This is a genomic window from Fictibacillus sp. 5RED26 (assembly GCF_015903895.1).
Classification (GTDB): Bacteria; Bacillota; Bacilli; order Bacillales; family Fictibacillaceae; genus Fictibacillus; species Fictibacillus phosphorivorans.
Window position 1 is genome coordinate 93185 of the sequence record NZ_JACZDU010000007.1, and the last position, 23522, is coordinate 116706.

General features: G+C 39.3%; 24 protein-coding genes and 1 other annotated feature. Of the genes, 1 reads left to right on the top strand and 23 read right to left on the bottom strand.

Features of this window, described 5'->3' with window-relative positions; translation table 11 throughout:
- Nucleotides 1-267: 267 nt before the first annotated feature.
- Nucleotides 268-1158, top strand: a complete 891-nt coding sequence (gene menA / locus IHV10_RS19415) for a 1,4-dihydroxy-2-naphthoate octaprenyltransferase (protein ID WP_197133366.1) — start codon at nt 268-270, stop codon at nt 1156-1158.
- Nucleotides 1159-1197: 39 nt separating this feature from the next.
- Here the strand turns inward: menA and IHV10_RS19420 are convergent, their stop codons facing one another.
- The 23 genes from IHV10_RS19420 to IHV10_RS19530 all read right to left on the bottom strand — a co-directional run bounded on the left by IHV10_RS19420 (nt 1198) and on the right by IHV10_RS19530 (nt 23308).
- Nucleotides 1198-1989, bottom strand: a complete 792-nt coding sequence (locus IHV10_RS19420; protein ID WP_197133369.1) for a glucose-1-dehydrogenase — start codon at nt 1987-1989, stop codon at nt 1198-1200.
- A gap of 14 nt (nt 1990-2003) precedes the next feature.
- Entirely contained in the window at nt 2004-2858 is an 855-nt protein-coding gene (locus IHV10_RS19425; protein ID WP_197133372.1) for a GRP family sugar transporter, read from the bottom strand.
- A gap of 295 nt (nt 2859-3153) precedes the next feature.
- The gene (locus IHV10_RS19430; protein WP_191751792.1) at nt 3154-3390 is read right to left on the bottom strand and encodes a YrhC family protein; all 237 of its coding nucleotides are present in this window, start codon (nt 3388-3390) and stop codon (nt 3154-3156) included.
- 365 nt (nt 3391-3755) lie between these two features.
- Complete coding sequence (locus tag IHV10_RS19435) at nt 3756-4889, bottom strand: bifunctional cystathionine gamma-lyase/homocysteine desulfhydrase (RefSeq protein WP_197133375.1); 1134 nt, start codon at nt 4887-4889, stop codon at nt 3756-3758.
- 2 nt (nt 4890-4891) lie between these two features.
- Nucleotides 4892-5815, bottom strand: coding sequence for a PLP-dependent cysteine synthase family protein (locus IHV10_RS19440; RefSeq protein WP_197133378.1), 924 nt, complete (start codon nt 5813-5815; stop codon nt 4892-4894).
- A gap of 12 nt (nt 5816-5827) precedes the next feature.
- On the bottom strand, nt 5828-6295 hold the full coding sequence (locus IHV10_RS19445; RefSeq protein ID WP_197133381.1) for an S-ribosylhomocysteine lyase: 468 nt from the start codon (nt 6293-6295) through the stop codon (nt 5828-5830).
- Nucleotides 6292-6996 carry a 5'-methylthioadenosine/S-adenosylhomocysteine nucleosidase gene (gene mtnN, locus IHV10_RS19450; protein ID WP_197133384.1) on the bottom strand — a complete coding sequence of 235 codons (705 nt, stop codon included), beginning with the start codon at nt 6994-6996 and terminating at the stop codon, nt 6292-6294. Before mtnN ends, IHV10_RS19445 begins: the two co-directional genes overlap by 4 nt.
- A gap of 15 nt (nt 6997-7011) precedes the next feature.
- Entirely contained in the window at nt 7012-7650 is a 639-nt protein-coding gene (locus tag IHV10_RS19455; protein WP_197133389.1) for a class I SAM-dependent methyltransferase, read from the bottom strand.
- Between the two features lie 685 nt (nt 7651-8335).
- Nucleotides 8336-8971 (bottom strand): YrrS family protein, encoded by a 636-nt coding sequence (locus tag IHV10_RS19460; protein ID WP_197133392.1) that lies wholly within the window; start codon nt 8969-8971, stop codon nt 8336-8338.
- Nucleotides 8972-9066: 95 nt separating this feature from the next.
- Entirely contained in the window at nt 9067-10812 is a 1746-nt protein-coding gene (locus tag IHV10_RS19465; protein ID WP_197133395.1) for a peptidoglycan D,D-transpeptidase FtsI family protein, read from the bottom strand.
- Nucleotides 10813-10918: 106 nt separating this feature from the next.
- Nucleotides 10919-11395, bottom strand: coding sequence for a transcription elongation factor GreA (gene greA / locus IHV10_RS19470; RefSeq protein WP_144698889.1), 477 nt, complete (start codon nt 11393-11395; stop codon nt 10919-10921).
- Nucleotides 11396-11546: 151 nt separating this feature from the next.
- On the bottom strand, nt 11547-12188 hold the full coding sequence (udk, locus tag IHV10_RS19475) for a uridine kinase (RefSeq protein WP_153237761.1): 642 nt from the start codon (nt 12186-12188) through the stop codon (nt 11547-11549).
- A 30-nt stretch (nt 12189-12218) separates the two neighbouring features.
- A complete protein-coding gene (locus IHV10_RS19480; protein WP_231618308.1) occupies nt 12219-12863 on the bottom strand; it encodes an O-methyltransferase in 645 nt (214 codons plus the stop codon).
- Nucleotides 12864-13049: 186 nt separating this feature from the next.
- Complete coding sequence (gene mltG, locus IHV10_RS19485) at nt 13050-14186, bottom strand: endolytic transglycosylase MltG (RefSeq protein ID WP_197133398.1); 1137 nt, start codon at nt 14184-14186, stop codon at nt 13050-13052.
- 119 nt (nt 14187-14305) lie between these two features.
- Nucleotides 14306-14605 carry a DUF1292 domain-containing protein gene (locus IHV10_RS19490; protein ID WP_197133401.1) on the bottom strand — a complete coding sequence of 100 codons (300 nt, stop codon included), beginning with the start codon at nt 14603-14605 and terminating at the stop codon, nt 14306-14308.
- Between the two features lie 22 nt (nt 14606-14627).
- The gene (gene ruvX, locus IHV10_RS19495) at nt 14628-15047 is read right to left on the bottom strand and encodes a Holliday junction resolvase RuvX (RefSeq protein WP_197133403.1); all 420 of its coding nucleotides are present in this window, start codon (nt 15045-15047) and stop codon (nt 14628-14630) included.
- Nucleotide 15048: 1 nt separating this feature from the next.
- Nucleotides 15049-15324: an IreB family regulatory phosphoprotein gene (locus tag IHV10_RS19500; RefSeq protein ID WP_144698881.1), complete on the bottom strand. Its 276-nt coding sequence runs from the start codon at nt 15322-15324 to the stop codon at nt 15049-15051.
- A 78-nt stretch (nt 15325-15402) separates the two neighbouring features.
- Nucleotides 15403-18039, bottom strand: coding sequence for an alanine--tRNA ligase (gene alaS, locus IHV10_RS19505; RefSeq protein ID WP_197133405.1), 2637 nt, complete (start codon nt 18037-18039; stop codon nt 15403-15405).
- 314 nt (nt 18040-18353) lie between these two features.
- Nucleotides 18354-18575, bottom strand: a binding site (T-box leader).
- Nucleotides 18576-18614: 39 nt separating this feature from the next.
- Nucleotides 18615-19688 (bottom strand): AI-2E family transporter, encoded by a 1074-nt coding sequence (locus IHV10_RS19510; protein ID WP_197133407.1) that lies wholly within the window; start codon nt 19686-19688, stop codon nt 18615-18617.
- A 56-nt stretch (nt 19689-19744) separates the two neighbouring features.
- Nucleotides 19745-19924 carry a hypothetical protein gene (locus IHV10_RS19515; protein WP_066396448.1) on the bottom strand — a complete coding sequence of 60 codons (180 nt, stop codon included), beginning with the start codon at nt 19922-19924 and terminating at the stop codon, nt 19745-19747.
- A 35-nt stretch (nt 19925-19959) separates the two neighbouring features.
- Complete coding sequence (locus IHV10_RS19520; RefSeq protein ID WP_066240196.1) at nt 19960-20157, bottom strand: hypothetical protein; 198 nt, start codon at nt 20155-20157, stop codon at nt 19960-19962.
- A gap of 148 nt (nt 20158-20305) precedes the next feature.
- Nucleotides 20306-22636 (bottom strand): SF1B family DNA helicase RecD2, encoded by a 2331-nt coding sequence (gene recD2, locus IHV10_RS19525; protein WP_197133409.1) that lies wholly within the window; start codon nt 22634-22636, stop codon nt 20306-20308.
- A 12-nt stretch (nt 22637-22648) separates the two neighbouring features.
- Entirely contained in the window at nt 22649-23308 is a 660-nt protein-coding gene (locus tag IHV10_RS19530; protein WP_197133412.1) for a tetratricopeptide repeat protein, read from the bottom strand.
- Nucleotides 23309-23522: the final 214 nt, after the last annotated feature.

The following is a 23522-nucleotide window of genomic DNA, read 5'->3' on the forward strand; positions in this document are numbered from 1 at the left end:
GATTTATTCAGTTGGTAGATCGTATCAATGTACATCATCATTTTGTTCAACCTCCTTTTATATAATTTGCTTTACTTAGAAAACCTTACACTATTTACCAAGTCGTGTAAAGAGTTTTTTTATCCTAGATAAGTATATGCATGTGAAATCGAAAGTTCACAAAAATTGGGGTGGTTTTCTATAAATAGGCAATACCTACATAAGATAATTATGTGTACACTTTCACAAACTTTTACTATAATTATGAGTGTAAAGGGGGAAACACAAATGATACATCCTAAGGTCATCTTTGCTTCAACACGGCCTTTTTCATTAACAGCATCTGTCATTCCCGTTATCTTCGGGACAATTCTTGCATTGCAGTGGACAAGCATTCATTGGCCTACTTTCTTTTTAACACTTATTGGTGCTGTTTTTCTACAGTGCGGCACGAACTTAGTGAACGATTATTTTGATCATGTAAAAGGTGCGGATATTCCTGGGTCGTTGAGCCCATCAGGCGTCATCGACCGAAAAGAGATGACTCCGCGCCAAGTATATATCACAGGACTTATTTTCTTTGGGCTAAGTATTATTGTGGGACTTATTTTAACTGCACTTACCGGCCCTGTTGTTCTTTATTTCGGGATTCCGTCATTACTTGTAGGGTACTTTTACACAGCTACTCGTTATGCGCTTGCTTACAACGGACTAGGTGAGATCGCATCTGGAAGTACGCTAGGTATTCTCGCAGTTGTTGGTTCGTTCTACACACAAACATTAACGTTAAACACAGAAATCTTTTTAGCTGCTATCCCTAACGCTCTTCTTGTTATGGCTATCCTTCATGCTAACAACTTGCGTGATTTCGATACAGATAAGCAGATCGGCAAAACCACTATCGCTGGTTTAATCGGAAGAAAAGCATCACGATTAGAATACTATGTTTTAATGCTTGGTACGTATGTAAGTTTATTAGCTCTTATATTCTTAGACATCTTACCGCTTTGGAGTCTAATCGCGGCGATTACCCTTCCCATCGCGTTAAAAGGGTTAAAGATTGCGATATCCACATGGGATGCTAAAGAGTTAAACAAGGCGCTTGGTTTAACTGCACTTCTTCATATGGCTTTTGGTATTTTACTTTGTGTAGGTACGTTAACTGGAATCCTATTATAAACGTGAAAAAGTCCACTTCTATAAAGTGGACTTTTTCTTTTACCCTTTTCCAGCTTGAAAACCTGGATATAATGTCATTCCGCCATCAGCAATTAGTGTTAGACCTGTAACATAACTTGCTTGGTTTGAGGCTAGCCAAACTGCGGTCGCTGCAATTTCCTCTGGCTCCCCGATATAGCCCATAGGAATTAACTTTAAAACGCCTTCTTTTTGTTTTGGATCTGAAAACTTTTCTGCATTAATCGGTGTATTGATGGCACCCGGCGCAATGCCGTTGATTCGGATACGCTTAGGAGCATATTCAAGTGCGAGGGTTTGTGTCATCAGCTTTATTCCGCCCTTACTTGCTGCGTAATGTACAAAATGTGGCCATGGAATGATCTCATGTACACTCGACATATTGATTATAGCTCCTTGGATGTCATGCTTTAGGAAGTAATCGATCGCCTCTCTGCAGCCTAGAAACTGGCCAGTTAAATTCGTTGAGATAACTTTGTTCCAATCCTCTAATGTGAGCTCATGTGAAGGAACTTCATTTTCAATTCCAGCGTTGTTAATCATGATGTCTAGCGACCCAAACTCATTGATTGTTTTCTCAATCAGTTGTTTGATGTCACTTTCTTTTGTTACATCCCCTTGTACAGCAATTGCGTTTCCACCACTGTTCTTAATCTCCTTAATCATTTCATTCGTTTCTTTAATCTGTTTATCTGAATGAAAGTTAATGACAACATTAGCTTCTTCTTGTCCGAATCTTAGTGCACATGCTTTACCGATGCCTGTTGCTGCACCAGTGATTATAACCGTTTTTCCTTTTAAATCTGGATACATCCTCTTCAGCTCCTCTATGATTTTGTAAATCCTAACATGACGCCACCCGCTATGATAATTACACAACCTGAGATCACCCAGATGATCTCTTTCTTACTTCTTTTTTCACCTAATAAAAAGATTCCTCCGAGTGTTGATATGATGATACCGGTCTGTGAAAGCGAAAAGCTTGTCGCGATTCCAATCAGAGGCAATGACAGCAGTAGAGTCAGATTACCAGTGCTCCAAATCAGTCCTGTTAAAATATTGCGCACAGAGTACTTATTAAACGGTTTATGTTTAAAAGATAAAACGAGCGCGCCAATAAACATCCCTACCGCTTGAGGTAAGATAGCTTGCCATCCGTTTATTTCAAACCATCTAATAATAACGACATATGTAACATATCCGATCGTTGATATAAGAAGGATGGTGATTCCTTTTTTAAAGTTTTGTTTATCTTTTTGGTCACCTTGTTCACTTCTTCTTGATGTTAATAACGCTCCTGCTATGATTGCACAGATTGCAATGATTCCGATGATAATTTCTGTTGTTGTTTTCCATTCATGAAAAACGATAACACCAAACAATGTTGTTCCGAACAACTGCATACCTGTTGAAAGAGGAACGATTTTAGAAACCCCTAAATAATCAACACTAGCAAATTGGTTTCGCTGTCCGATCACCCAGAAGATCCCTGAAACGATACCGATCGCAAAAACTGTAATATCAAGATCCGGCTGAACGATAAAGAATGCAACAATTGAAAACAGTAGAGCTCCTAATGTCATTCCAAATGTTTGACTGTGAAAATCTCCGCCAAGTTTTTCGCTCACTAAGACGATACTTCCCCAGCAGACTGCTGTAATAAGTGCCCAGATGATACCCACTAACTCCACTTCTTTCTCTAATATAGATTGTTAAAACTTAGTATGACCTTCTTCGGCCGTTCTGTATCCATACCCGATTGTTCTAACGGAATAAACTAGTTAAACTAAAACTTTTATAAGTGACATGAAAGACTGAAGAATTAAGCTTTGTTAACGATTTAGTTCAAGTGAATCATGTGTAATCGCTTTCTTTTTTATGAGGTGTAGCGAGTGAAGACACTTTTTCAATTACGGTTAAGAACATAAAAAATACCGCCCCTGCTTAAGGGACGGTACGTGAAATTATTTATATGGTTTATTCACTTAATTCTTGTAATTGTGTTTTGCACTTTCTTACAACGTTATACATAAGTGCAGTGAATCCCAAGCATGTTGTCGAGGCAATACCTAATGTGATGGATTGAACAAAGTTTTTGTCTTCAACAGGAAGTACTAGTCCTAAATAAAAGAACGTGCTAACAGCCAATAAAATAAAGCCGAAGCGCTGGTAGTCAGCGATTTTCTTTTGAATGAATTCAGCATTGTTTTTCATAGCGATGTCTACCTCCTACTCCTAATCTCTATATAAAGGATAACATAGGTAAGACCCTATTCTACCAAGTAGATTTTGACAAAAGCGTGAAGTAATTTTGTCTAAATTGTGATCAAAAACTTGCATCGTATACCTTAAATGGAAGGTGAATATATCTTTTATTAATTTGAGTCAAAATGGTTCAAAGGGACCTCTAAAACTGTAGCAGTGTACCTTGCGGGGGATTTAAAGTAATAATTCAGCAAAATTTTGAATTTTGCAATCGAAAAGGCTCATTCTTCCATAGATGTTAACTTATCAACACACGCAAACAAAAAAAGAACAAGCGCCGGTTAAAGCACTTGTTCTCCCTTTATGTTCCTGATTTAACTTAAAGCATTTTTCAGATCATCGATCAAATCGTCAGCATCTTCAATACCAACAGAGATACGGACCAATCCATCTGTGATTCCTAGTTCTGCTCTACGTTCTGCGGGAATAGATGCATGTGTCATACGAGCAGGAACGGAGATCAAACTCTCAACTGCTCCTAAGCTTTCTGCAAGTGTGAAGTATTTTACCTTTTTCAGAAGTGCATCAGCATTCGCTTGTGAACCAACATCAAAGGATACCATACCACCGAAACCACCAGATTGTTTCTTAGCAATCTCGTGCTGAGGGTGATCTTCTAGTCCTGGGTAATAAATCTTCTCTACCGCTGGATGAGATTTTAAAAATTCAACGATTTTTTTCGTATTGTTTTCGTGAGCTTCCATACGCAACCCAAGTGTTTTGATACCGCGAATGAGCAACCATGAATCTTGTGGCCCTAGAACGCCGCCTGTTGAGTTTTGTACGAAATGAAGGTCTTCTCCTAGCTTTTCATCGTTTACCACGACTAAGCCAGCTACAACGTCACTATGTCCGCCAATATATTTCGTTGCAGAGTGAAGAACAATATCTGCACCTAATTCGATCGGATTTTGCCAATATGGTGTGTTAAACGTGTTATCTACCATGAACAGAAGGTTTTTCGCTTTTGCCCAAGAAGCTACAGCTTCAATGTCTGTAACCTTTAATAGCGGATTTGTTGGTGTTTCTACATAGACCGCTTTTGTGTTCGGTTTTAATGCCGCTTCGATCTGTTCGATATCTGTTGTATCCACGAACGTCGAATCGATTCCAAGACGGTTTAATACCTTCGTCATCACACGATAAGTACCGCCGTATACATCGTCTGTTAGAATAACATGATCACCAGAATCAAATAACATCATAACGGCGGTAATAGCAGCCATACCTGAACCAAACGCAAATCCGCGTTTACCACCTTCTAAGTCTTTAATTAGTTCTTCTAACGCATGTCTTGTAGGATTTCCTGTACGAGAATATTCAAATCCGCTATGCACTCCTACATCTTCTTGCTTGTATGTGCTTACTTGATAGATCGGAAATGACACAGCTCCTGTAGTCTTATCAGAAGGAATGCCTCCGTGGATCAATTTTGTTTTACGTTTCATTATCAGATGCCTCCTTCATAAATTTTCTTGCTTAAATATCGCTCTGAGCTGTCAGCAAATATCGTGACAATATTTTGTCCCCGTTGTGCTGTTTGTGCTTCAATGAGGGCTGCGTGTAACGCTGCTCCTGAAGAACTTCCGACAAGAAGACCTTCTTTTTTAGCTAGTTCAGCGACTCTTTGGAACGCATCAACATCCATGACTGTATGGATGCTTTTGAAATAGGATGGGTCCATATAGTCGGGCAGAAATTCCATACCGATACCTTCTGTCTTATGAGGTCCGGATTCTCCACCATTAAGAATAGAGCCTTCAGGTTCAACTATAACCGTCTTCACGTTTTCGTTCTTTTCTTTTAAATAGCGAGCTGTACCCATGAACGTACCACCTGTACCCGCCCCGGCTACAAAAACATCTACATGACCATCAAGCGCATCCCAGATTTCTGGACCTAATGTTTTGTAGTAAGTGTTTGGGTTATCCGGATTAGAAAATTGAGAAGGAGAAAAAGAATTCGGAATCTCATTCAGCAATTCCTTTGTTCTTTTTATCGCTCCTTTTATTCCATCGGCAGTAGGAGTATGAACGATAGTCGCACCCAATGCTTTCATAAGCTCTTGTTTTTCGATACTAAATTTTTCTGGAATAACAAAGATTACGTTTATACCTTTATTAATCGCAGCAAGAGCTAGACCGATCCCAGTATTTCCTGCTGTAGGCTCGATGATCGTTCCACCTTGCACAAGATCACCTTTAGCTAGGGCTGCATCTAACAGCTCCAAACCTAACCGATCTTTCACACTTCCGCCAGGATTCATGAACTCCAGCTTTGCAAATAAACGAACACCTTCTGGAAGTGAAAACTGAGTGATCTCCATAAGAGGTGTATTACCGATCATCTCATGCACGTTTTTAAAATATTTCATTGAAATCGTCCTCTATTCTCCGAAAACAATATGCCACTCGTCTTTTTTAGCAAGCATCTTGCGCGCGATCTCTTTCGCACCTTCAAGACTATGGTTAGCTGCCCAGCCACATTGTACTTCATTACATGCAGGTACTTCAGTAGCTTCTAATACATCGTGCAACGTCTTTTCTAGAACATCTAAGATCTCATCATAGTTATCATGGTTGATCACAGATAGATAAAAACCAGTCTGACAACCCATAGGGCTGATATCCACTACAGTAGAATGGTGATTTCGAATGTTTTCTGCCATCAAATGTTCAATGGAATGAAGTCCTTCCATCGGCATATGATCTTTGTTCGGCTGACAAAAACGGATGTCATACTTATGGATAATATCTCCGTTAGCACCTGTTGTCGTACCTGCTAAACGGATATATGGCGCGACTACTTTTGTATGATCAAGGTTAAAGCTTTCTACATTCATTTTCTTTGTCATAATGATTTCAGCTCCTCTACGATTTTTTGTACTAATTCTGCCGAGTTCTTAGATGCTGTTTGTAAGAATTGGTCATAAGAAACACGTGCATCTTTTCCTGCAATATCTGATAAAGAGCGGATGATCACAAAAGGAATGTTGAATTGATAACACGTTTGAGCGATAGCTGCGGCTTCCATCTCAGCTGCAAATAGAGCAGGAAACTTGCCTCTGATATCTTCTACCCTAGCATGGTCACTCATAAACGAATCTCCTGAAGCGATCAAACCTTTTGCAACTTGTATGTTTTCTACTCTCGCTCCAGCTCTCTCAGCTGCATTCACAAGTTTTTCGTCAGGAAGGTAGTTCGGAGGCATCTGTGGTACTTGACCGTGCTCATAACCAAAGATCGTTGCATCCACATCATGATGGCGCACATCAGTTGAGATGACTACATCACCGACGTTTAGATCTGAATGGAACCCACCAGCCGATCCCGTGTTCAAAATAGCGTCCGGTCCATAAAGCTGGATCATTAACGTAGTACCGATCGCTGCGTTTACTTTTCCGATTCCTGATTTTAATAACACGACTTCTTGACCACCGAGTAAGCCTTTGTAGAATTCACAACCTGCTAGCTTATTTTCTTCTAGATCTTCTAATTGCTCTCTCAACAGAACAACTTCTTCTTCCATTGCACCGATAATTCCAATTCGCTTCATAATATTCTCCAATGTCTATTTTTTTACCGCTTCCATCAGCCAGACATATTCATTAAGTTTTTTGAACGAAACCTCAAAGTCATGTTTCTTAAATAGATCTTCTAGTACTCCGAGGGTTGTATAATACTCAGTCTGCAAATCTTTTAACAAGTTAAGAAACCCTTGAGATCTTACTTTTTCATGACGCTCTTTTTTATCATCTTCGTGAAGATAAGCGGTATCTGCAAACACAATTTTACCATTCTTTTTAAGCAGCTGGCTATACTGTCCGATTGCAATATCCTTTTCTTCATCTGTTAGGTGGTGGAACGCATAAGTGCTTACGATAGTATCAATCTCTTGATCGAGTTTTGGAAAAGATAAAAAGTCACCATCATATAGTGTTAGATCTGGATGACGGTCGGACGCTTTTTCACGCATCCCTTTTGACGGCTCAATGCCAATCACTTGTTTACCGCTTTTAAGTAATTTCTCGCTTAAGTTGCCTGTTCCAACTCCGAACTCCAAGACAACATTTCCTGAACGTTGAACAACCGTTTCTAATATTTCATCATATTTATGAAAAACTTCCTTATATTCCTGATCATTTCCTGAAACCGTTTCGTCATAAGAGGAAGACCACTCATCAAACAGATCAATAAATTCTCGTCCCATTTTTCACACTCACCTTTTAATTTATATAATTCCTATCAATATACTATGAATTAAAATCTTACAGGTTCCAAATTATCATAATTACTAAAAATTTTCAAATGAAAAATCTTTTTCTATTGGCAAAAATTACAGATATATCTCGACTTTACGAATGGAGTTAGGTGATGGCCAGCTCTCTGCAGCTGGCTTTTGTGCATGGAAAATGGAAGTCATGGTGGTCGGCCTGCTGCTAAAAATACACCATCCTATAAAAATGGAGTAACATCACATAAAAAAGAGCAGGCATCACATAAAAATTTTAGGTTATCACATAAAATTTGCCCTTAATCATATAAAAATAAATTTCAACTCATAACTTGTACACTCCAAAAAGACACTGCCACCCAAAGTGACAGGGCCTTCTCATTTCGATCCCGCATTCTCTTTATATTTCCAGAAAGCAGCTCGCTTTCCACATTTCAAACTGCTTGCCTTTATGCTCCTTGCTCTTGCGTCTACAAGTTAAATGCTAGCGGAGTAAGCTCCCTCGTCGCATGCCATGGTAGATGTATTTCAGGTGGTAAGCACGCACCTTGCACTCCAATCAATTGTCAAAGGTGACAAGGAGTTCAAAGCAACAATCATTTTGAAAAGAGTGTTAAACAAAAAAACAACCTGTAATATTAACAGGTTGCTTTTCTTCGTTTTATTGAACTGGAGTTACACTCGTTGGCTGCCATCCTTTTTCAGGAATCCATTGAAGCATAACATCATATTTTTTACCATCGGCTTTCGATTGTACGGTACCTTTTGAAAGATCAGGACCTCCACCATTTCCTAACCAAAAAATGGTCATCTTATCTTGTGGAATGCTGGTCGCATAAGAAAGGGCTTGGACCATCTCGTTCCAGTCTTGTGAACCATCATCATACGTCTTTGTATGAGGTTCTGTTTGTGAAGTTCCGATTGGTTGCCATGGACCCTCAGGACCTCCACCTTCAGGCGTTTCTGATTCTGTCTTTTCTTCTTCTGTTGCTTCTTCATCTGCTTTGTCTTTATCTTCAGCTGATTCTTCTTTATCCTGAGACTCAGAATCCTCATCATTAGCTTTTGACTTTGAATCATCCGTTTCCATCTCAATTGAACGGTTATTGGATTCGTTGTTTTCAGTTGTTTCTTCAGAATTAGATTTGTTCGTGGAAGCTGTTTCGTTATCATCGCCTGAGAAAAGATTAAATGCAACAACAACAATCAGCAAAACAACTAACCCGATTGCTATGTTTAAAAAACGATTTTGTTTTCGTTTTTCTAGTCTTGATTCATAACGTTGGTTTCGTTTCATAATATCCTCCTCAGTAAAATACTTTTTTTATTTTACCACGAGGAGGAGGTGTAGGAACACTATTTCCTATTACTCTTTTTTGATTATCTCTTCCATCAATTTGATTTTTCCATAATTTCAGTTGCGATGTCCCTAAATACAGGAATCGTGCGATTAACGGTATCGTGTTTTAAATCTACAATAACAAGAGCAAAACGGGGTTGACCCGCCGGAAAGTATCCTGCAAACCATTTATTGTTATACCGTTTATCGTCTCCTTTTTGGGCGGTTCCGGATTTTCCTGCAACTTGAAAGGGCAGTGCCTGTAAAGCGTGTGCTGTACCTTTTTCGTTCTTAACTACGTTTAACAGTAAGGATTGAAGTCTCATAATCGTATAAGGAGATAACTTTTCATCTTCTTTCTTGTGTTCTTCAAACTTAATCAGTTCGGTACCATTAGCAAAATTGACACTTTTAGCTGCCTTTACTTCATAACTGACCCCGCCCCTAGCAATCGTTGCCATCATATTTGCCACAGCAAGCGGTGTGATCTTAACATCAAGCTGACCGATGGCAGTTTGTGATACCGCCAAAGTACTTTCGTAGTCAGATACTTTCTTTTTCGAGTTGTAGATCTGACCCGCTTCTTCTTTATAGAAATGTGAGAATGCTTCTAGATGATAGACTTCACCTTGCCATCCATTTTGCGTAAGTAGACCTAACTTTTCTGCATATTTTTTCATATAGTCTGAATCTGTTTTTTGCAATTCATTCGCTAGATCTCCAAACGTTCTATTGCAGCTCTGGGTAAAGCTGTCTTCAATATTTAACAAACCTAGCTGCCTTTCATCTCTCTTACCGTAGATGTTAAGGTTACAATCATACATCTTACCGTTTTGCAGCTTATTCTCTTCAATAGCAGCTGCTGCTGTCACAATTTTAAATACAGAACCAGGGATTTGTTGAGATGTCATATGATCTACATGTTTATAGATAGTCTTACTTGAGAATAAGGGTCTGCTTGACATCGCCAACAGTTCATTGGTTTCAATATCAAGCAAAACAGCTCCGCCTTCTTCAACACCATGAATATCAAGTGCTTTTTCTACCGTTTCCTGCATCTTCTTATCTAGCGTCGTTTTTACGTGAAGAGGATATAGGGGGTTCGATTGCGAACGGAATTTAACATCAAGTCCAAACAACGGATGTCCTTGACGATCCACATGATAGATATATTCTGTTTCTCCTTCCGAAATTAAAAAAGGATCAAACGTATATTGCATGCCGTTCTTACCTGTTTTTGTGCTTATCGTAACCGTGCCTTTTTTTAGTTTATCTTCATACTTTCTTTTGATCAGGTCCGGATCTTGTCCAACCGCTCCAATGATATGATTTGCGAAAGGAGTTGGATTTCGTTTTGTAACAAGCTGAGCGTAGAGTCCAGGAACCTCTAGTTTATTAATCTCATTCATCTGCTCTATACTGATTTCTTCTGAAAGAGAGAGTGCAGATGGTTTCTTTAGATCCCTGATTTTTTTTGTAAAGTTACTTGTTGGTATATCCAGTATGCCAGCAATAGAATCAATCGGCCATTTACTTGAGTAAAGATTAGGAAAGACGATGACCTGAGCTGTTACATCTGTTGAGAGCAGCTCACCATTTCGATCAAGAAAATAACCTCTTCCATCGTTGATCGTAAAACGGTGTGTACGCTGATCAACACTTTCTTGTATGAGATTCACTTTATTCTTGGAAAAGGAAGTAGTCGAAATCAGCTGTATATCAGCTAACCGATATGTGAGAAAAAGGATAAGGAATAGGAAAAAAAGTGCCACTACCATCGTTCTTTTCTTCGATAACACACACTCACCACCTTACACCTATTCTCACCCAGTCGTTTTGATCCTAAACGGCTGCAAAAAAAGAAGACTTGCATATTACTGCAAGTCTTCCAATAGGTTGAAACGTTTATTTTACTTCTAATATAACAACGCTGATTTCTCCACCAGGTGTTTGAACAGAAACCTTATCTCCCGGTTTTTTACCTAGAAGACTTTTTGCCATCGGAGAATCGTTAGAAATTTTCCCTTCAAACGGATCCGCTTCTGCACTACCTACGATGATGTAAGTTTCTTCGTCACCGTCTGGAAGCTCTTTAAACTTAACTGTTTTCCCGATGGAAACGTTATCAGATTGGTCTTTATTATCTTCAATAATAACAGAATCACGAATCATTTTTTCTAATTGAACGATACGAGCTTCTACAAATGCCTGCTCGTCCTTTGCTGCATCATACTCAGAGTTCTCAGAAAGGTCTCCGAAACTGCGAGCTACTTTAATTCGTTCAACAACTTCTTTTCTTCGTTCTGTTTTTAGAAACTCTAGTTCGTTCTCTAACTTCTCTTTACCTTCTAAGGTCATATAGTGTTTTTTCTCGTCTGCCATTGTTTTTTCACTCCTTAAATAATCAGTACCCTTGTTACGTTATATGATAATTCGGCTAGGGTATGTATAAAATATGGGTCATTAGTTGATTGCCAAATGGCTTAAAGCTGAAATTTGTCACTGTATACCGAAAAAATGAGGATGATGTTCCTCATTTTTTCAATAATGCTTTGTCTTCCAATATCGTCTTAATCTTTGTTACCATTAAGTCGATCGCTACAAGATTCTGACCGCCTTCTGGGATAATGATATCCGCATATCGTTTCGTTGGCTCTATGAATTGATTATGCATCGGCCGAACCACTGCAGTATATTGATCGATAACAGATTCAAGTGTTCTTCCACGGTCTCGGATATCTCGAACCATCCTTCTAATAATACGAACATCTGCATCCGTGTCTACAAACAGCTTGATGTCCATCAAATCACGTAGTCGTTCGTCTTCAAGGATCAAAATACCTTCCAGTATAATGACATCTTTAGCATCAACTGGGATAATTTTATCACTTCTTGTATGTGCTGTATAGTCGTACACTGGTTTTTCGATGGAATCGTATTTTAGAAGTGAAGAAATGTGCTGGATTAACAGATCATTATCGAAAGCAAGAGGATGATCATAGTTCGTATCCAATCGTTCTTCCATCGATTTTTCTGATTGATCTCTGTAATACGCATCTTGCTCTATGATTAAGATGGATTGGTTAGCAAACTGCCTGTAAATTTCTTTCGCTACCGTCGTCTTACCTGATCCAGATCCACCTGCAACCCCAATTACTATTGGTTTTTGTGCCATTTTGATTACTCCTCCAAACTGCATGTCCCATTAAGAATTTCTAATACTCACCATCATTCCATCTCCAACCGGTAAGATTGAAGACTGATAGTCAGGATGCTGCATCATGTATTCGTTAAAACTTCTAATTTTTTTTACTAGAGAACGAAGTCTTCTACTCTCTAAGCCGCTTTCATCAGCGACATACCCTCTAAAGAGAACATTATCTGTGACGATGATGCCATCAGGAGACAGCATGGAGGAATAATGATCAAAAAAGTTTTGATATTGTCCTTTTGCTGCATCTATAAAAATAAAGTCATATGGGGCATAGTTTTCTACTTGGCTCTGCAATTCATTCGCATCTCCAAATAACAAGGTAATTCTGCTCTCTAGATGAAAGGATCTGACATTATCTTTTGCTATATTGTACCGTTCTTCATCTCTTTCAATACTAATAACTTCAGCATTCTCACATGCAAGAGCCATTCGGATGGCGGAATATCCAATCGCTGTTCCTACTTCTAATATACGTTTCGGTTTTTTTAATCTAACATAAGACAAAAGCGTCTCCATACCTGTTAGATCCATGATCGGCACATTATGCTCTTTCGCGTATTGCTCCATTTTTAGTACTTGTTCAGAGCGCGTTGGAATAATTTTTTCGATATATTGGTTCAATTCTTTTGAGACCAAAGTAACACGCCTCCTTCACACTAACCGGTATATTGTAACATAATCTTTATTTGAAGGCGAGAGTCCTATTTCTTTATGAGTGTTTTCTATGGAATTAAAGATCGTACACTCTTCATAGGCTTTCTTAGCATGTGGATCGTACAGCATAAAAAAAGAGAATACCTACTAGTATCCTCAGAAACATGCTTAATTATTGTCTTTTTCTTGCCAAACCTTCCATTCGTCTCTGTATTTTTTATATATAGCATTATGTTCGCTTAATGTTTTTGTATAGATGACTTCGCCGTTGGGTCTTGCATAAAAGAACAGCTCCTCCATCTTAACAGGTTTCAATGCAGCTTCAATCGCTTTTTCACCAGGTGAAGTGATAGGTCCGATCGGAATACCTTTATAAAGATACGTATTGTACTTTGAATCATACTTTAAATGTTCGTATAAGACTTGCACATCAAAATTCTTTCTTGCGTATTTAACAGTTGGATCGGAGTCTAGTTTCATATCTTTACTTAAGCGATTATAAAAAACACCTGCAATTTTTTTTCGATCCTCTTCACGCTGAGATTCTTCTTCTATAAGAGAGGACAACGTAATGATTTGAAAAAGGGAATAACGGCTATTCTTTATTTCTGTTTCATGTTTAGTTAAAACAACAGAAGATTGTTCGACCATCTTATCAATCACATCTGTTAGCTCCGGTTTTTTTACATCAAAATCATAAGTTGCAGGAAACAAAAATCCTTCTAGAGGGTAATAAAGTCCCTCCTTCATCAAATCATCAGGTAAGATAGGGTACTTTTCTTGCAGCTGTTTCAGATAAGATTTATCCGTCATTTTTTTGATAATATCTGCTTCACTATAACCCGTTTTCTGACTGATTAATTTTGCGATCTGTGGAACATTATATCCTTCAGGAATCGTAAGTGTTAGAGCTGGCTTCTTAAACATCTTTCCGTCTTTAAGTGCTGAAATAATTTCAGAAAGGTTCATGGAAGGAGTTAGTTCGTAAATGCCCGCTTGAAAGTTGCCTTCTCCTTTAACTCTTGTGTAGAGTCTGAAGAAATCACCGTTGTTGATCAACCCTTTTTTTTCAAGCTCTTGTCCTATTTTTGAAGAGGAAGAACCAATTGGAATTTCCACCGTAATTTTTTCATTATTAGCTGAATCGACCGGTCCAATATTTTTATTGTAATAATAATATGCACCTATAGCCACAGCGATGATTAGAGCAACAATTAGAAACAAAATGGATAGAACTATCGTTTTGGTACGCTTTTTACTTTTATTTTCATTTATGTAATTCCCAGATGACTGGAGATGTAACATGTTATTTCCCCCTTTCCACCTGTTTAATTATACGTTTACTAGCAGAAATTGTCGAGATTGGCCGTAAAATGGAATAAAAAAAGAAGTTGGTTAGAAAACCAACTTCCGTTTTGTTTCATCTATTGTTCTGTTTCGTACTCGTCATCTTGAAATGTGTTTAACATTTCTTCAATCATGTCCCATTCTTCATCTGACTCAAGTGGGAATAGAGCAAGATCATCTTCTTCTCCATTTTCTTCATAACGGAAAGGGAAAACTTCTACTTCATCCGTATCATCATCTTCTGAATCAGCTACAGGAATAGTCACCATGTATGATTTTCCAGTTTGATCCACATCAAATTTGAATAAAACTTCAAATAGATTTTCGTCTCCATTCTCGTCTGGAATAACGATGCGTTCGCGTTCTTCTTTTGCCATAATTGGCTCACCTCTACTTTTCTTATTGTTGGCTGTCCAAATAACCTTGCAGAATGATCGAAGCTGCTAGCTTATCGATCACCTGTTTTCGTTTCTTTCGGCTCACGTCAGCTGAAATCAATGTTCTTTCAGCTGCCATGGTGGTCAGCCTCTCATCCCATAGGATAACCGAAAGACCTGTCAGACTTTCAATATCTTTTGCAAAGTTTTGACAAGCTTCTCCGCTGGGACCGATCGTACCATTCATGTTCTTTGGAAGACCTACTACGATCTTACTGATATCATGCAACTGAATCAGCTCTTGGATCCTTGCATAGTCTTCTTGGGGCTTGTTAGGACGGCGTCGGATCGTTTCGACTCCTTGTGCTGTCCATCCCAATGCATCTGAGACGGCAACACCTATTGTCTTCGTTCCAACATCCAGTCCGAGTGTTTTTGTCAAATTAACGACTTCCTTCTTTTTGAGTGGATAGATATGATTTTACAAGCTCCTCAATAAGCTCATCTCGCTCCAGTTTTCTAATCATGCTTCTCGCATCATTATGACGAGGAATATAAGCCGGATCCCCTGAAAGCAAATAACCTACAATCTGATTGATAGGGTTGTATCCTTTATCCTGCAGGGCGTCATAAACAGAAAACAGGACAGTTTCTACATTCGTCTTATAAGCATCTTCTTCGTTGAAGTTAAACTTCATCGTTTTGTCCATTGAACTCACTGGCGAACACCTCTTTCTGAAGATCTCCCTTAAGGGACAAATTAGTTCTTGTCTCTATTGTACATGAAAGATGAAAGCTTAGGAAACGGTTTTGATCAATTCAACTGCAGAATCTATACCTTCTTGCAGCTTTTCGGGATCTTTACCTCCAGCTTGAGCCATATCAGGACGGCCACCACCGCCTCCGCCGCAACGGACAGCCACTTCTTTTACTAGGTTACCTGCATGATAACCTTTTGTCACTAAATCTTTTGTTACTCCCGCTACGATATTTACTTTACCACCGTTTTCCGCACCAAGAATAACAACTCCACTTTGTAGTTTATTCTTTAAGTCATCTACGATCGAACGCAAACCATTCATATCCATACCGTTCACTTTTTTAGCGATAACAGAAACTCCGTTGATCGTTTGAACCTCATCAACAAGGCTACCTGCTTCCATGTTTCCAATCTTAGCTGCAAGAGATTCTTTCTCTTTTTGCAACTCACGAATTTGTTCGTTTAATGCGTCTATACGCTGTGGCACGTCCTTAAGATTTGTTTTCAACTTAGCTGCCGTGTCTTTTAATAGCTGGACTTGGCCGTTCATCAAGCGGTACGCGTTCTCACCTGTAACAGCTTCAATACGACGTGTTCCTGCACCGATACCAGACTCTGATACGATCTTAAACAAACCGATCTCTGAAGTGTTATTAACATGACACCCACCGCAAAGCTCAAGACTATAGTCTCCTACTTTTACAACGCGTACCGTTTCACCGTATTTCTCACCGAATAGTGCCATTGCACCCATCGCTTTTGCTTCGGTAATGTTCTTAACCATCTTTTCAACAGGAATGTTACCCCATACTTTTTCGTTAACGATCTCTTCGATCTTCTCAAGCTCTTCTGAAGAAATGCTTCCGAAATGTGTGAAGTCAAAACGCAAACGACCTTCTTGTACAAGAGATCCAGCCTGATTTACGTGCGTTCCTAGCACATCTTTTAATGCTTGGTGAAGAAGGTGAGTAGCCGTATGGTTCTTTACTACTTTTGCACGAATCTCAGGGTCAACCTCGACAGAAACTTCTATATTGTTTTCAAGAGCACCTTTTTCAACAACTACGGTATGAAGATTTTGTCCGTTAGGTGCTTTTTGAACATCCTTCACTCTAAGTAAAAGCTCTTTACCTTTTATCGTTCCTTGGTCAGCGATCTGTCCACCGCTCTCAGCGTAGAATGGTGTCACATCTAGGATGACTTGAGCTTCTTCTCCAGAAGCGACCATCGCCACTCGCTCACCGTTTTGTAGTACTTCTAAAATTTTCGCTTCTCCTGTTAAACTGTCATAACCTCTGAATTCACTTTTCACGGTGATATCAGAAAGAATTCCACCTTGAACTTGCATGCTGTCTACTTCTTGTCTTGCTGCACGCGCACGTTCACGTTGAGCCTTCATCTCGTTTTCGAAGCCTTCTAAATCTACATCCATTCCGTTTTCAGCTGCATACTCCTGTGTAAGCTCGAATGGGAAACCAAATGTATCATATAGCTTAAATGCGTCTTTACCTGAGATGACTTTTCTTCCTTCTTCTTTTTCTTTTGCCATAACATCTTCTAAGATAGCAAGACCTTCGTTGATCGTTTCATGAAAACGCTCTTCTTCCGTCTTGATGACTTTTTGGATAAACGGCACTTTTTCTTTTACTTCCGGGTAGAAGTCTACCATGATGTCTGCAACAGTTGGAACGAGTTCATACATGAACGGCTTGTTGATGTTGATCTTTTTCGCAAAACGAATCGCTCTTCGGATCAAACGTCGAAGGATATACCCTCTTCCTTCATTTGATGGTAGAGCACTGTCACCGATCGCAAAACTTACCGTACGTACATGGTCAGCGATTACTTTAAACGCAGTATCGGTTTCTGTACTCAAGCCATAAGACGTATCAGAAAGCTTTTCTGTTTCTTTAATGATCGGCATGAATAGATCTGTTTCAAAGTTCGTCTTCGTGTCTTGGATCACACAAACCATTCTCTCAAGTCCCATACCTGTATCGATGTTCTTCTTAGGAAGTGGCGTATATGTGCCATCCGGGTTGTGGTTGAACTGAGAGAACACCAGGTTCCATACTTCAAGATATCTGTCGTTCTCCCCACCTGGATATAGTTCAGGATCAGATAGATCGTTGCCGTAAGCTGCACCGCGGTCATAGAAGATTTCTGTGTTAGGTCCACTTGGCCCTTCACCGATATCCCAGAAGTTTCCTTCCAAACGAATGATACGCTCTTCAGGTAACCCTACTTGTTTTGTCCAAATATCAAATGCTTCATCGTCTTCTGGGTGGATCGTTACAGAAAGTTTTTCAGGATCAAAGCCGATCCATTTTTCACTCGTTAAGAACTCCCATGCCCAAAGAATAGCTTCCACTTTAAAATAATCACCGATCGAGAAGTTTCCTAACATCTCAAAGAACGTATGGTGCCTTGCTGTGATACCAACATTCTCAATATCGTTCGTACGGATTGATTTTTGTGCGTTTGTGATACGAGGGTTCTCAGGAATCACGCGGCCGTCAAAATATTTTTTCAGTGTTGCAACGCCACTGTTGATCCATAAAAGTGTAGGATCCTCATGAGGTACTAAGGAAGCGCTAGGTTCTACACCATGGCCTTTTTCTTGGAAAAAATCAAGGAACATCTGTCTAACTTGAGCTGAAGTCAAATTTTTCATCGTTTTCATTCTCCTTTTTTAGATAAATATAAAGACTGATTTCGTAAACTTGGTTGTTTTTTTAGTAGTTGATTTCGTTTCATTAACAGAAAAACAATATGTTGCTTCTAAATGTCTTTTGTCTTCCTTGTAAGTTGATTGGAGCGCAAGGTGCGAGACTCCTATGGGACGAGTGAATAGGTGGAGACGGGCTAGTCACTATAACTAGACAGGAGGCTCACCGTTCGCCCTATGGAAAGTGAGCAACCTGGAGGGGAAATCAACTACTTTCGAACGAAAAAAGCCAATAAAAAAACTCCCATCCCTATAAAAAATACAGGGACGAGAGTTTGAATTCACGCGGTACCACCCTGGTTATACGCTTTTAAATAAGCATATCACCTTGATTAAAGCCTTAACGCGGCATAACGGCAGATTTTCCTTCTGCACTCCAGAGTAGCTTTCTGCTTCGCTTCTTCCTAAAACATCTTTCAGCCGATGGATGTTTCTCTCTTTTGGAAGGACTGAAACGTACTTTTCTCTTTCAGCGATTTTTGATCTTCTAGCGTTAGTATACGTTTATTCATTCTTACTTGTCAATCGGATGATGATTGAAGTCGATGTTCCCTGATATGAATGATAATGACTTTAATCACACTGAAGATTGGAACAGCCAAGATCATACCTGGTACACCAGCCAGTTCTCCCCCAAGTAATAATGAAAAAATGATAAATACAGGATGGATGTGCAGATTCTTGCCGACGATAAACGGACCAAGGATGTTACCTTCAATAAACTGCAAAACAAGCATGATGCCAACAGTGATCCATACCATCTTCCAAGAGATCGTGAGTGCGATCAACACGACGGGGATCGCTCCTAAGATCGGACCAAAGTAAGGGATGATATCCGTTATCGCGATCACCAGTCCTAAAAGAATCGGATACGGCATTCCCACCACCCACAAAGCAACCATTGCTGCAGCTCCTAGTATAGCACCTACAAATAACTGTCCTCGGATATATCCTCCAAGTGATTGGTCAATATCTTTTATTAAGTGCTTTCCTTCATAACGATATTTTCTTGGTGTCAGATACCAGAGAGCTTTCTTCAACTTTTCAAAATCGTTTAGAAAATAAAACACTAAGAAAGGTACAACGATGATAACAAAGAAATAATCTACAATTTTTCTTAAAGAAAAGATCGCATTGGTCAATACATCCTGTGCGTTGCTTTCCATTTTCACGATATAATTTTCTATTTTAGAATGCACCGAATACGGAAGTGCAGATGTTCCACGGTCCACTTTATACAATAGTTCCTTATAATCCTCAGCAAGTACAGGTACGTTAACTAACAGCTGCTTCATCTGTACGATGAAATAAGGAAACCCTTTTACTGCAGCAAAACCGATACCACCAAAGAAAAGGATGTATATACTTAAGATCGCAACAAAGCGAGGTAATCCTTTTTCATGTACGTATTCCACGACTGGATGGAGTAGATATGTAATTAGAGCAGCAAGAAAAAAAGGCAGAAAGACCCCTTTGATCGCACTCCATAATGGCTCGTAAAGAGGGTAAAGTTTCATCAAGAGAAACAAACATAAAAACAATAATAAAGAAAGGGCAAGCCTATAAACCCACTTCATTCGAATGTCTTTTGTCATCTCTTCACCCTTTTCTTAAAAAACCCCGTCTTTATTTGAGACGGGGTATGCTTTCTTTAATAAATGGCTTTTGCGACCTTTTTACGGATCTTTTTAACACGTCGTGATGTCCAAAGATCACTAAGATCTGAAAGATTATAGTTCATCTTAGACATTCTTGACATCCTCTTATTTCTCATCGCATATGTTGCCGCTCCAATACCAAGTGCGAAAAGAGAACTCATCGTCCTGCTCATGCTAGATCACCTCGACATCAGAGATTTGTTTTCTTTTATGATGTGCTTTCTCTATAAGTCAGATCTTGATCTTCAAATAAATCATCGAGTGATGTTAGAGAGCCGTCTTCTTCCACCTGATGAAGGGACAGTCTTCCTTTAACAATGGAAAGCTCAATAAAACAGTTCCAGCAATAATACTGGTTCACCCCGATTTTACCAATATCTTTTCTACTGCAGTTCGGACATTCCACTTGCTCTCTCTCCTTTAAATTTACTTTTACAAGGGTGTCCTGAATTTGTAGAAAATATACAGAAATCAATATTTAAAGGGATCATGACTTTTAGAAAAACAAAAAAGAAATGTCCGACAAGATGACATCTTACATCTCTCGAACATTTCTAGTTTGTTTCGTTTAGAAGGGAATCATTCATTAAATCTTTTTCCAGTATGGTCTCTTGAAGACGTGAACTAAGACCCGAGTACCGTTCAGTTTCATCGGATCGTTCAACAGCCCAAGTAAACGCTTCTTGTTCTCCACACAGGATCAGATATTCTTTACTTCTCGTTATTGCTGTATATAATAAATTCCTTTTTAACATTCGGTAGTAACTTTTTAAGACAGGTAGAACGACGATCGGATACTCACTGCCCTGCGATTTATGGATCGAACAGCAAAAAGCGTGAGTAAAATGATGAAATTCACTTCTTTTATACGTAACCTCTATCTCATCAAAACTGATGACGATCTGATCTTCTTTATCTGTGTTTTCTCTTGCATAGATAACGGCCACGATTTCACCGATATCACCGTTGAAAACCTGATCTTCGGGTTGATTGACGAGCTGAAGCACCTTATCGCCTTTTCGATAAAACACATTTGCAACCTGTAACTGACGTTGTTTTTGTTTCTCTGGGTTAAACAGACGCTGAAGCTCCAGATTTAATCGATCAATTCCGACCGGTCCTTTGTACATTGGGGCTAACACTTGAATATCCCTAGAGCTATATCCTTTTTTAATCGCATTTTCACAAACCTGAAGGATAGCCTGAAACACCTGTTCACCTGAACATGCAAAGAATCGTCTGTCATTCTGAGGAACGAGCAGATCTTGCGGGACTTTTCCATTCTTCATCTCATGAGCTAACCGAATGATGGAAGAACCTTCTGCTTGTCTATAGATATCCACTAACCGAGATTGTGGGACATGCTCTGCTTGCAGAAGATCTTTTAAAACTTGACCAGGGCCTACGGACGGTAATTGATCTTCATCCCCAACAAAAATGATCTGGATGTGTGGTGGCAAAGCTTTTGCTAAAGAATGTGCTAGCCATATATCCACCATCGACATTTCATCGACGATCAGTAATTTCCCATCGATCTGTTCATCTTCATTTTTTTCGAATGTCCCTCCACCCTTCCATCCTAACAAGCGATGGATCGTGTGAGCCGGTATCCCTGTTGACTCTGTCATACGTTTAGCCGCTCGTCCTGTTGGAGCAACGAGTAAAACGGGAAAGGATTCTTTCTTTCCTCGATAATCATCAGGATTCAAACTCACGCCATGGATCTCACTATACAGTTCAACGATTCCTTTAATTACGGTCGTTTTCCCTGTTCCAGGTCCTCCTGTTAAGACCATTAAAGAAGACGTTAAAGCCTTTTTAATCGCCTCTTTTTGACTGTTCGCATATGTCATGTTTAGTCTTTTTTCGAGCGCTGATAGCTCAGACTCCAATTTTGCACCCTCAATGTGATAATCGTTTTTCTGACTATGTAATAATTGGTTCATCTTTTGAGCAAATCCACGCTCTGCAAAATAGAGAGACGGCAAATATACAACTTTCTCTTTTACGATCAATCGCTGCTCTGTCTCCATATCTTGAATCTCTCGAAAAATACTCATCTCATCAACCGTATTCTTTCCATCGGCTAAAAGCTTTCTAACGCCTTCTAACAGTTCGTCCATCGGTAGATAGGAGTGCCCAAGGTCTGTACCTTGATCACGAAGCACGAACTGACAGGCAGCTTGAATTCGTTTTGGATGGTTGACTTGCATGCCATTTCCTTTTGCGATTTCATCAGCTCGGTGAAACCCAATTCCAGAAACGTCCTCTATCAGTCGATACGGCTCGTCCTTGATGACCTTTACAGCATCATCTTGATACGTTTGGAAGATCTTCATCGCTAGCTGCGGCCCGATACCATAGGGTTGTACGACCATCATCACTTGATCTAACCCTCGATTCTGCATGAGTGACTTCTGCAAACTTTGAGCTTGCTCTTCTGTTAGCTTTGGAATCTGACTGATGTATTCCGGTGATTCTAAAAGCTTTGTGATCGCATCATTTCCCATGACCTCAACGATATGCTCGGCTGTTTTCTTTCCGATTCCTTTAAACAGATCACTTGAAAGATATTGAATCATGGCCTCTTTTGATTGAGGCATCTCTTTTTGAAACAGTTCAACCTCATATTGCTTACCGTATTTCGGGTGGTCTTTAAATTTTCCATAAAACACATAAAGTTCATCTTCTCTTAGCGGGGGAAGGATGCCTGTTATCATGACTTCTTTTTCATTATAATTTTCGTTCGTCTCTTTCACCCTTATTCTGGCGACTGTATAGAGACTCTCTGTTTGATGATAAACAGTAGAGATCAATGTCCCTTTTATATAATTTCTTATTTCAGTTGACTCATCTTCTAAATGAAAAGAAGGCTGCTGTGCCATGAAGCACCCCCTTTAATGATTAGTATTTTTACTTTCAATATTTCGTTTTCCATTCCCTGCAAGATAATGATCTGGCTGTATGTCTAAAGCTCGTTGAAAAGCGTTTAGCGCTTCTGTGTTTTTATCAAAATAACTATATGTTACACCTAAATTGTACCAAGCATCGGCATGTGTCTCATCGCGTTCAACTACTTTTTCAAAGGTTGATGATGCAGACTCAATATCCCCTGTTCGCGCCTGACAGAGTCCGAATTGAAACAAAGCTTCATGATCTTGATCGTTGAGCTCTATTGCTCTCATTAAGTAAGGAAATGCAAGCTTATGTTCACCAAGTGAAACGAAAGACATGCCTGTCATAAAGTAAGTGTCACTATCTTGCAGACCACCTTTGATGGCTTCTTGAAACAGTTTTGCACTCTTAGAGAATTCTTCAAGATGATAGCAGGCAATACCCGCACCATAGTATGCGGCTACAGCATTTTCGTCGAGTGATAGAGCTTTATCAAAAAATTGAATCGCTTTTTCATGTTCATGAACAGCAGATAGCAGGTTTCCGAAATTTATATAATGCACTGGGTTTTCTGGATCTGCCTCAATCATAGATTCCAGACTTTTTGCAGCTTCCTCAAACTTTCCTTTTTGTAAATATTCAAGACCCTTTGAAGGTTCCATCTTCATTACCCCCACTTTTAATTTCCTTCAAAAGTATAACAAATGAAGGTAGCTGGCGCATAATTATTTGTGGATTCCTCTTGTGGAGGGAGCGTCAAGCTATCTGGAATCGCTCATAAATCTCTGGAATCGCTCATAAATCTCTGGAATCGCTCATAAATCTCTAGAATCGCTCATAAATCTCTGGAATCGCTCATAAATCTCTGGAATCGCT

Bases quoted from the DNA above. Each gene is read 5' to 3' on its own strand.
- menA (WP_197133366.1), top strand. From the start codon at position 268: ATGATACATCCTAAGGTCATCTTTGCTTCAACACGGCCTTTTTCATTA.
- IHV10_RS19420 (WP_197133369.1), bottom strand. From the start codon at position 1,989: ATGTATCCAGATTTAAAAGGAAAAACGGTTATAATCACTGGTGCAGCA.
- IHV10_RS19430 (WP_191751792.1), bottom strand. From the start codon at position 3,390: ATGAAAAACAATGCTGAATTCATTCAAAAGAAAATCGCTGACTACCAG.
- IHV10_RS19435 (WP_197133375.1), bottom strand. From the start codon at position 4,889: ATGAAACGTAAAACAAAATTGATCCACGGAGGCATTCCTTCTGATAAG.
- IHV10_RS19440 (WP_197133378.1), bottom strand. From the start codon at position 5,815: ATGAAATATTTTAAAAACGTGCATGAGATGATCGGTAATACACCTCTT.
- IHV10_RS19445 (WP_197133381.1), bottom strand. From the start codon at position 6,295: ATGACAAAGAAAATGAATGTAGAAAGCTTTAACCTTGATCATACAAAA.
- mtnN (WP_197133384.1), bottom strand. From the start codon at position 6,996: ATGAAGCGAATTGGAATTATCGGTGCAATGGAAGAAGAAGTTGTTCTG.
- IHV10_RS19455 (WP_197133389.1), bottom strand. From the start codon at position 7,650: ATGGGACGAGAATTTATTGATCTGTTTGATGAGTGGTCTTCCTCTTAT.
- IHV10_RS19460 (WP_197133392.1), bottom strand. From the start codon at position 8,971: ATGAAACGAAACCAACGTTATGAATCAAGACTAGAAAAACGAAAACAA.
- greA (WP_144698889.1), bottom strand. From the start codon at position 11,395: ATGGCAGACGAGAAAAAACACTATATGACCTTAGAAGGTAAAGAGAAG.
- udk (WP_153237761.1), bottom strand. From the start codon at position 12,188: ATGGCACAAAAACCAATAGTAATTGGGGTTGCAGGTGGATCTGGATCA.
- mltG (WP_197133398.1), bottom strand. From the start codon at position 14,186: ATGTTACATCTCCAGTCATCTGGGAATTACATAAATGAAAATAAAAGT.
- IHV10_RS19490 (WP_197133401.1), bottom strand. From the start codon at position 14,605: ATGGCAAAAGAAGAACGCGAACGCATCGTTATTCCAGACGAGAATGGA.
- alaS (WP_197133405.1), bottom strand. From the start codon at position 18,039: ATGAAAAATTTGACTTCAGCTCAAGTTAGACAGATGTTCCTTGATTTT.
- IHV10_RS19510 (WP_197133407.1), bottom strand. From the start codon at position 19,688: ATGACAAAAGACATTCGAATGAAGTGGGTTTATAGGCTTGCCCTTTCT.
- IHV10_RS19515 (WP_066396448.1), bottom strand. From the start codon at position 19,924: ATGAGCAGGACGATGAGTTCTCTTTTCGCACTTGGTATTGGAGCGGCA.
- recD2 (WP_197133409.1), bottom strand. From the start codon at position 22,636: ATGGCACAGCAGCCTTCTTTTCATTTAGAAGATGAGTCAACTGAAATA.
- IHV10_RS19530 (WP_197133412.1), bottom strand. From the start codon at position 23,308: ATGGAACCTTCAAAGGGTCTTGAATATTTACAAAAAGGAAAGTTTGAG.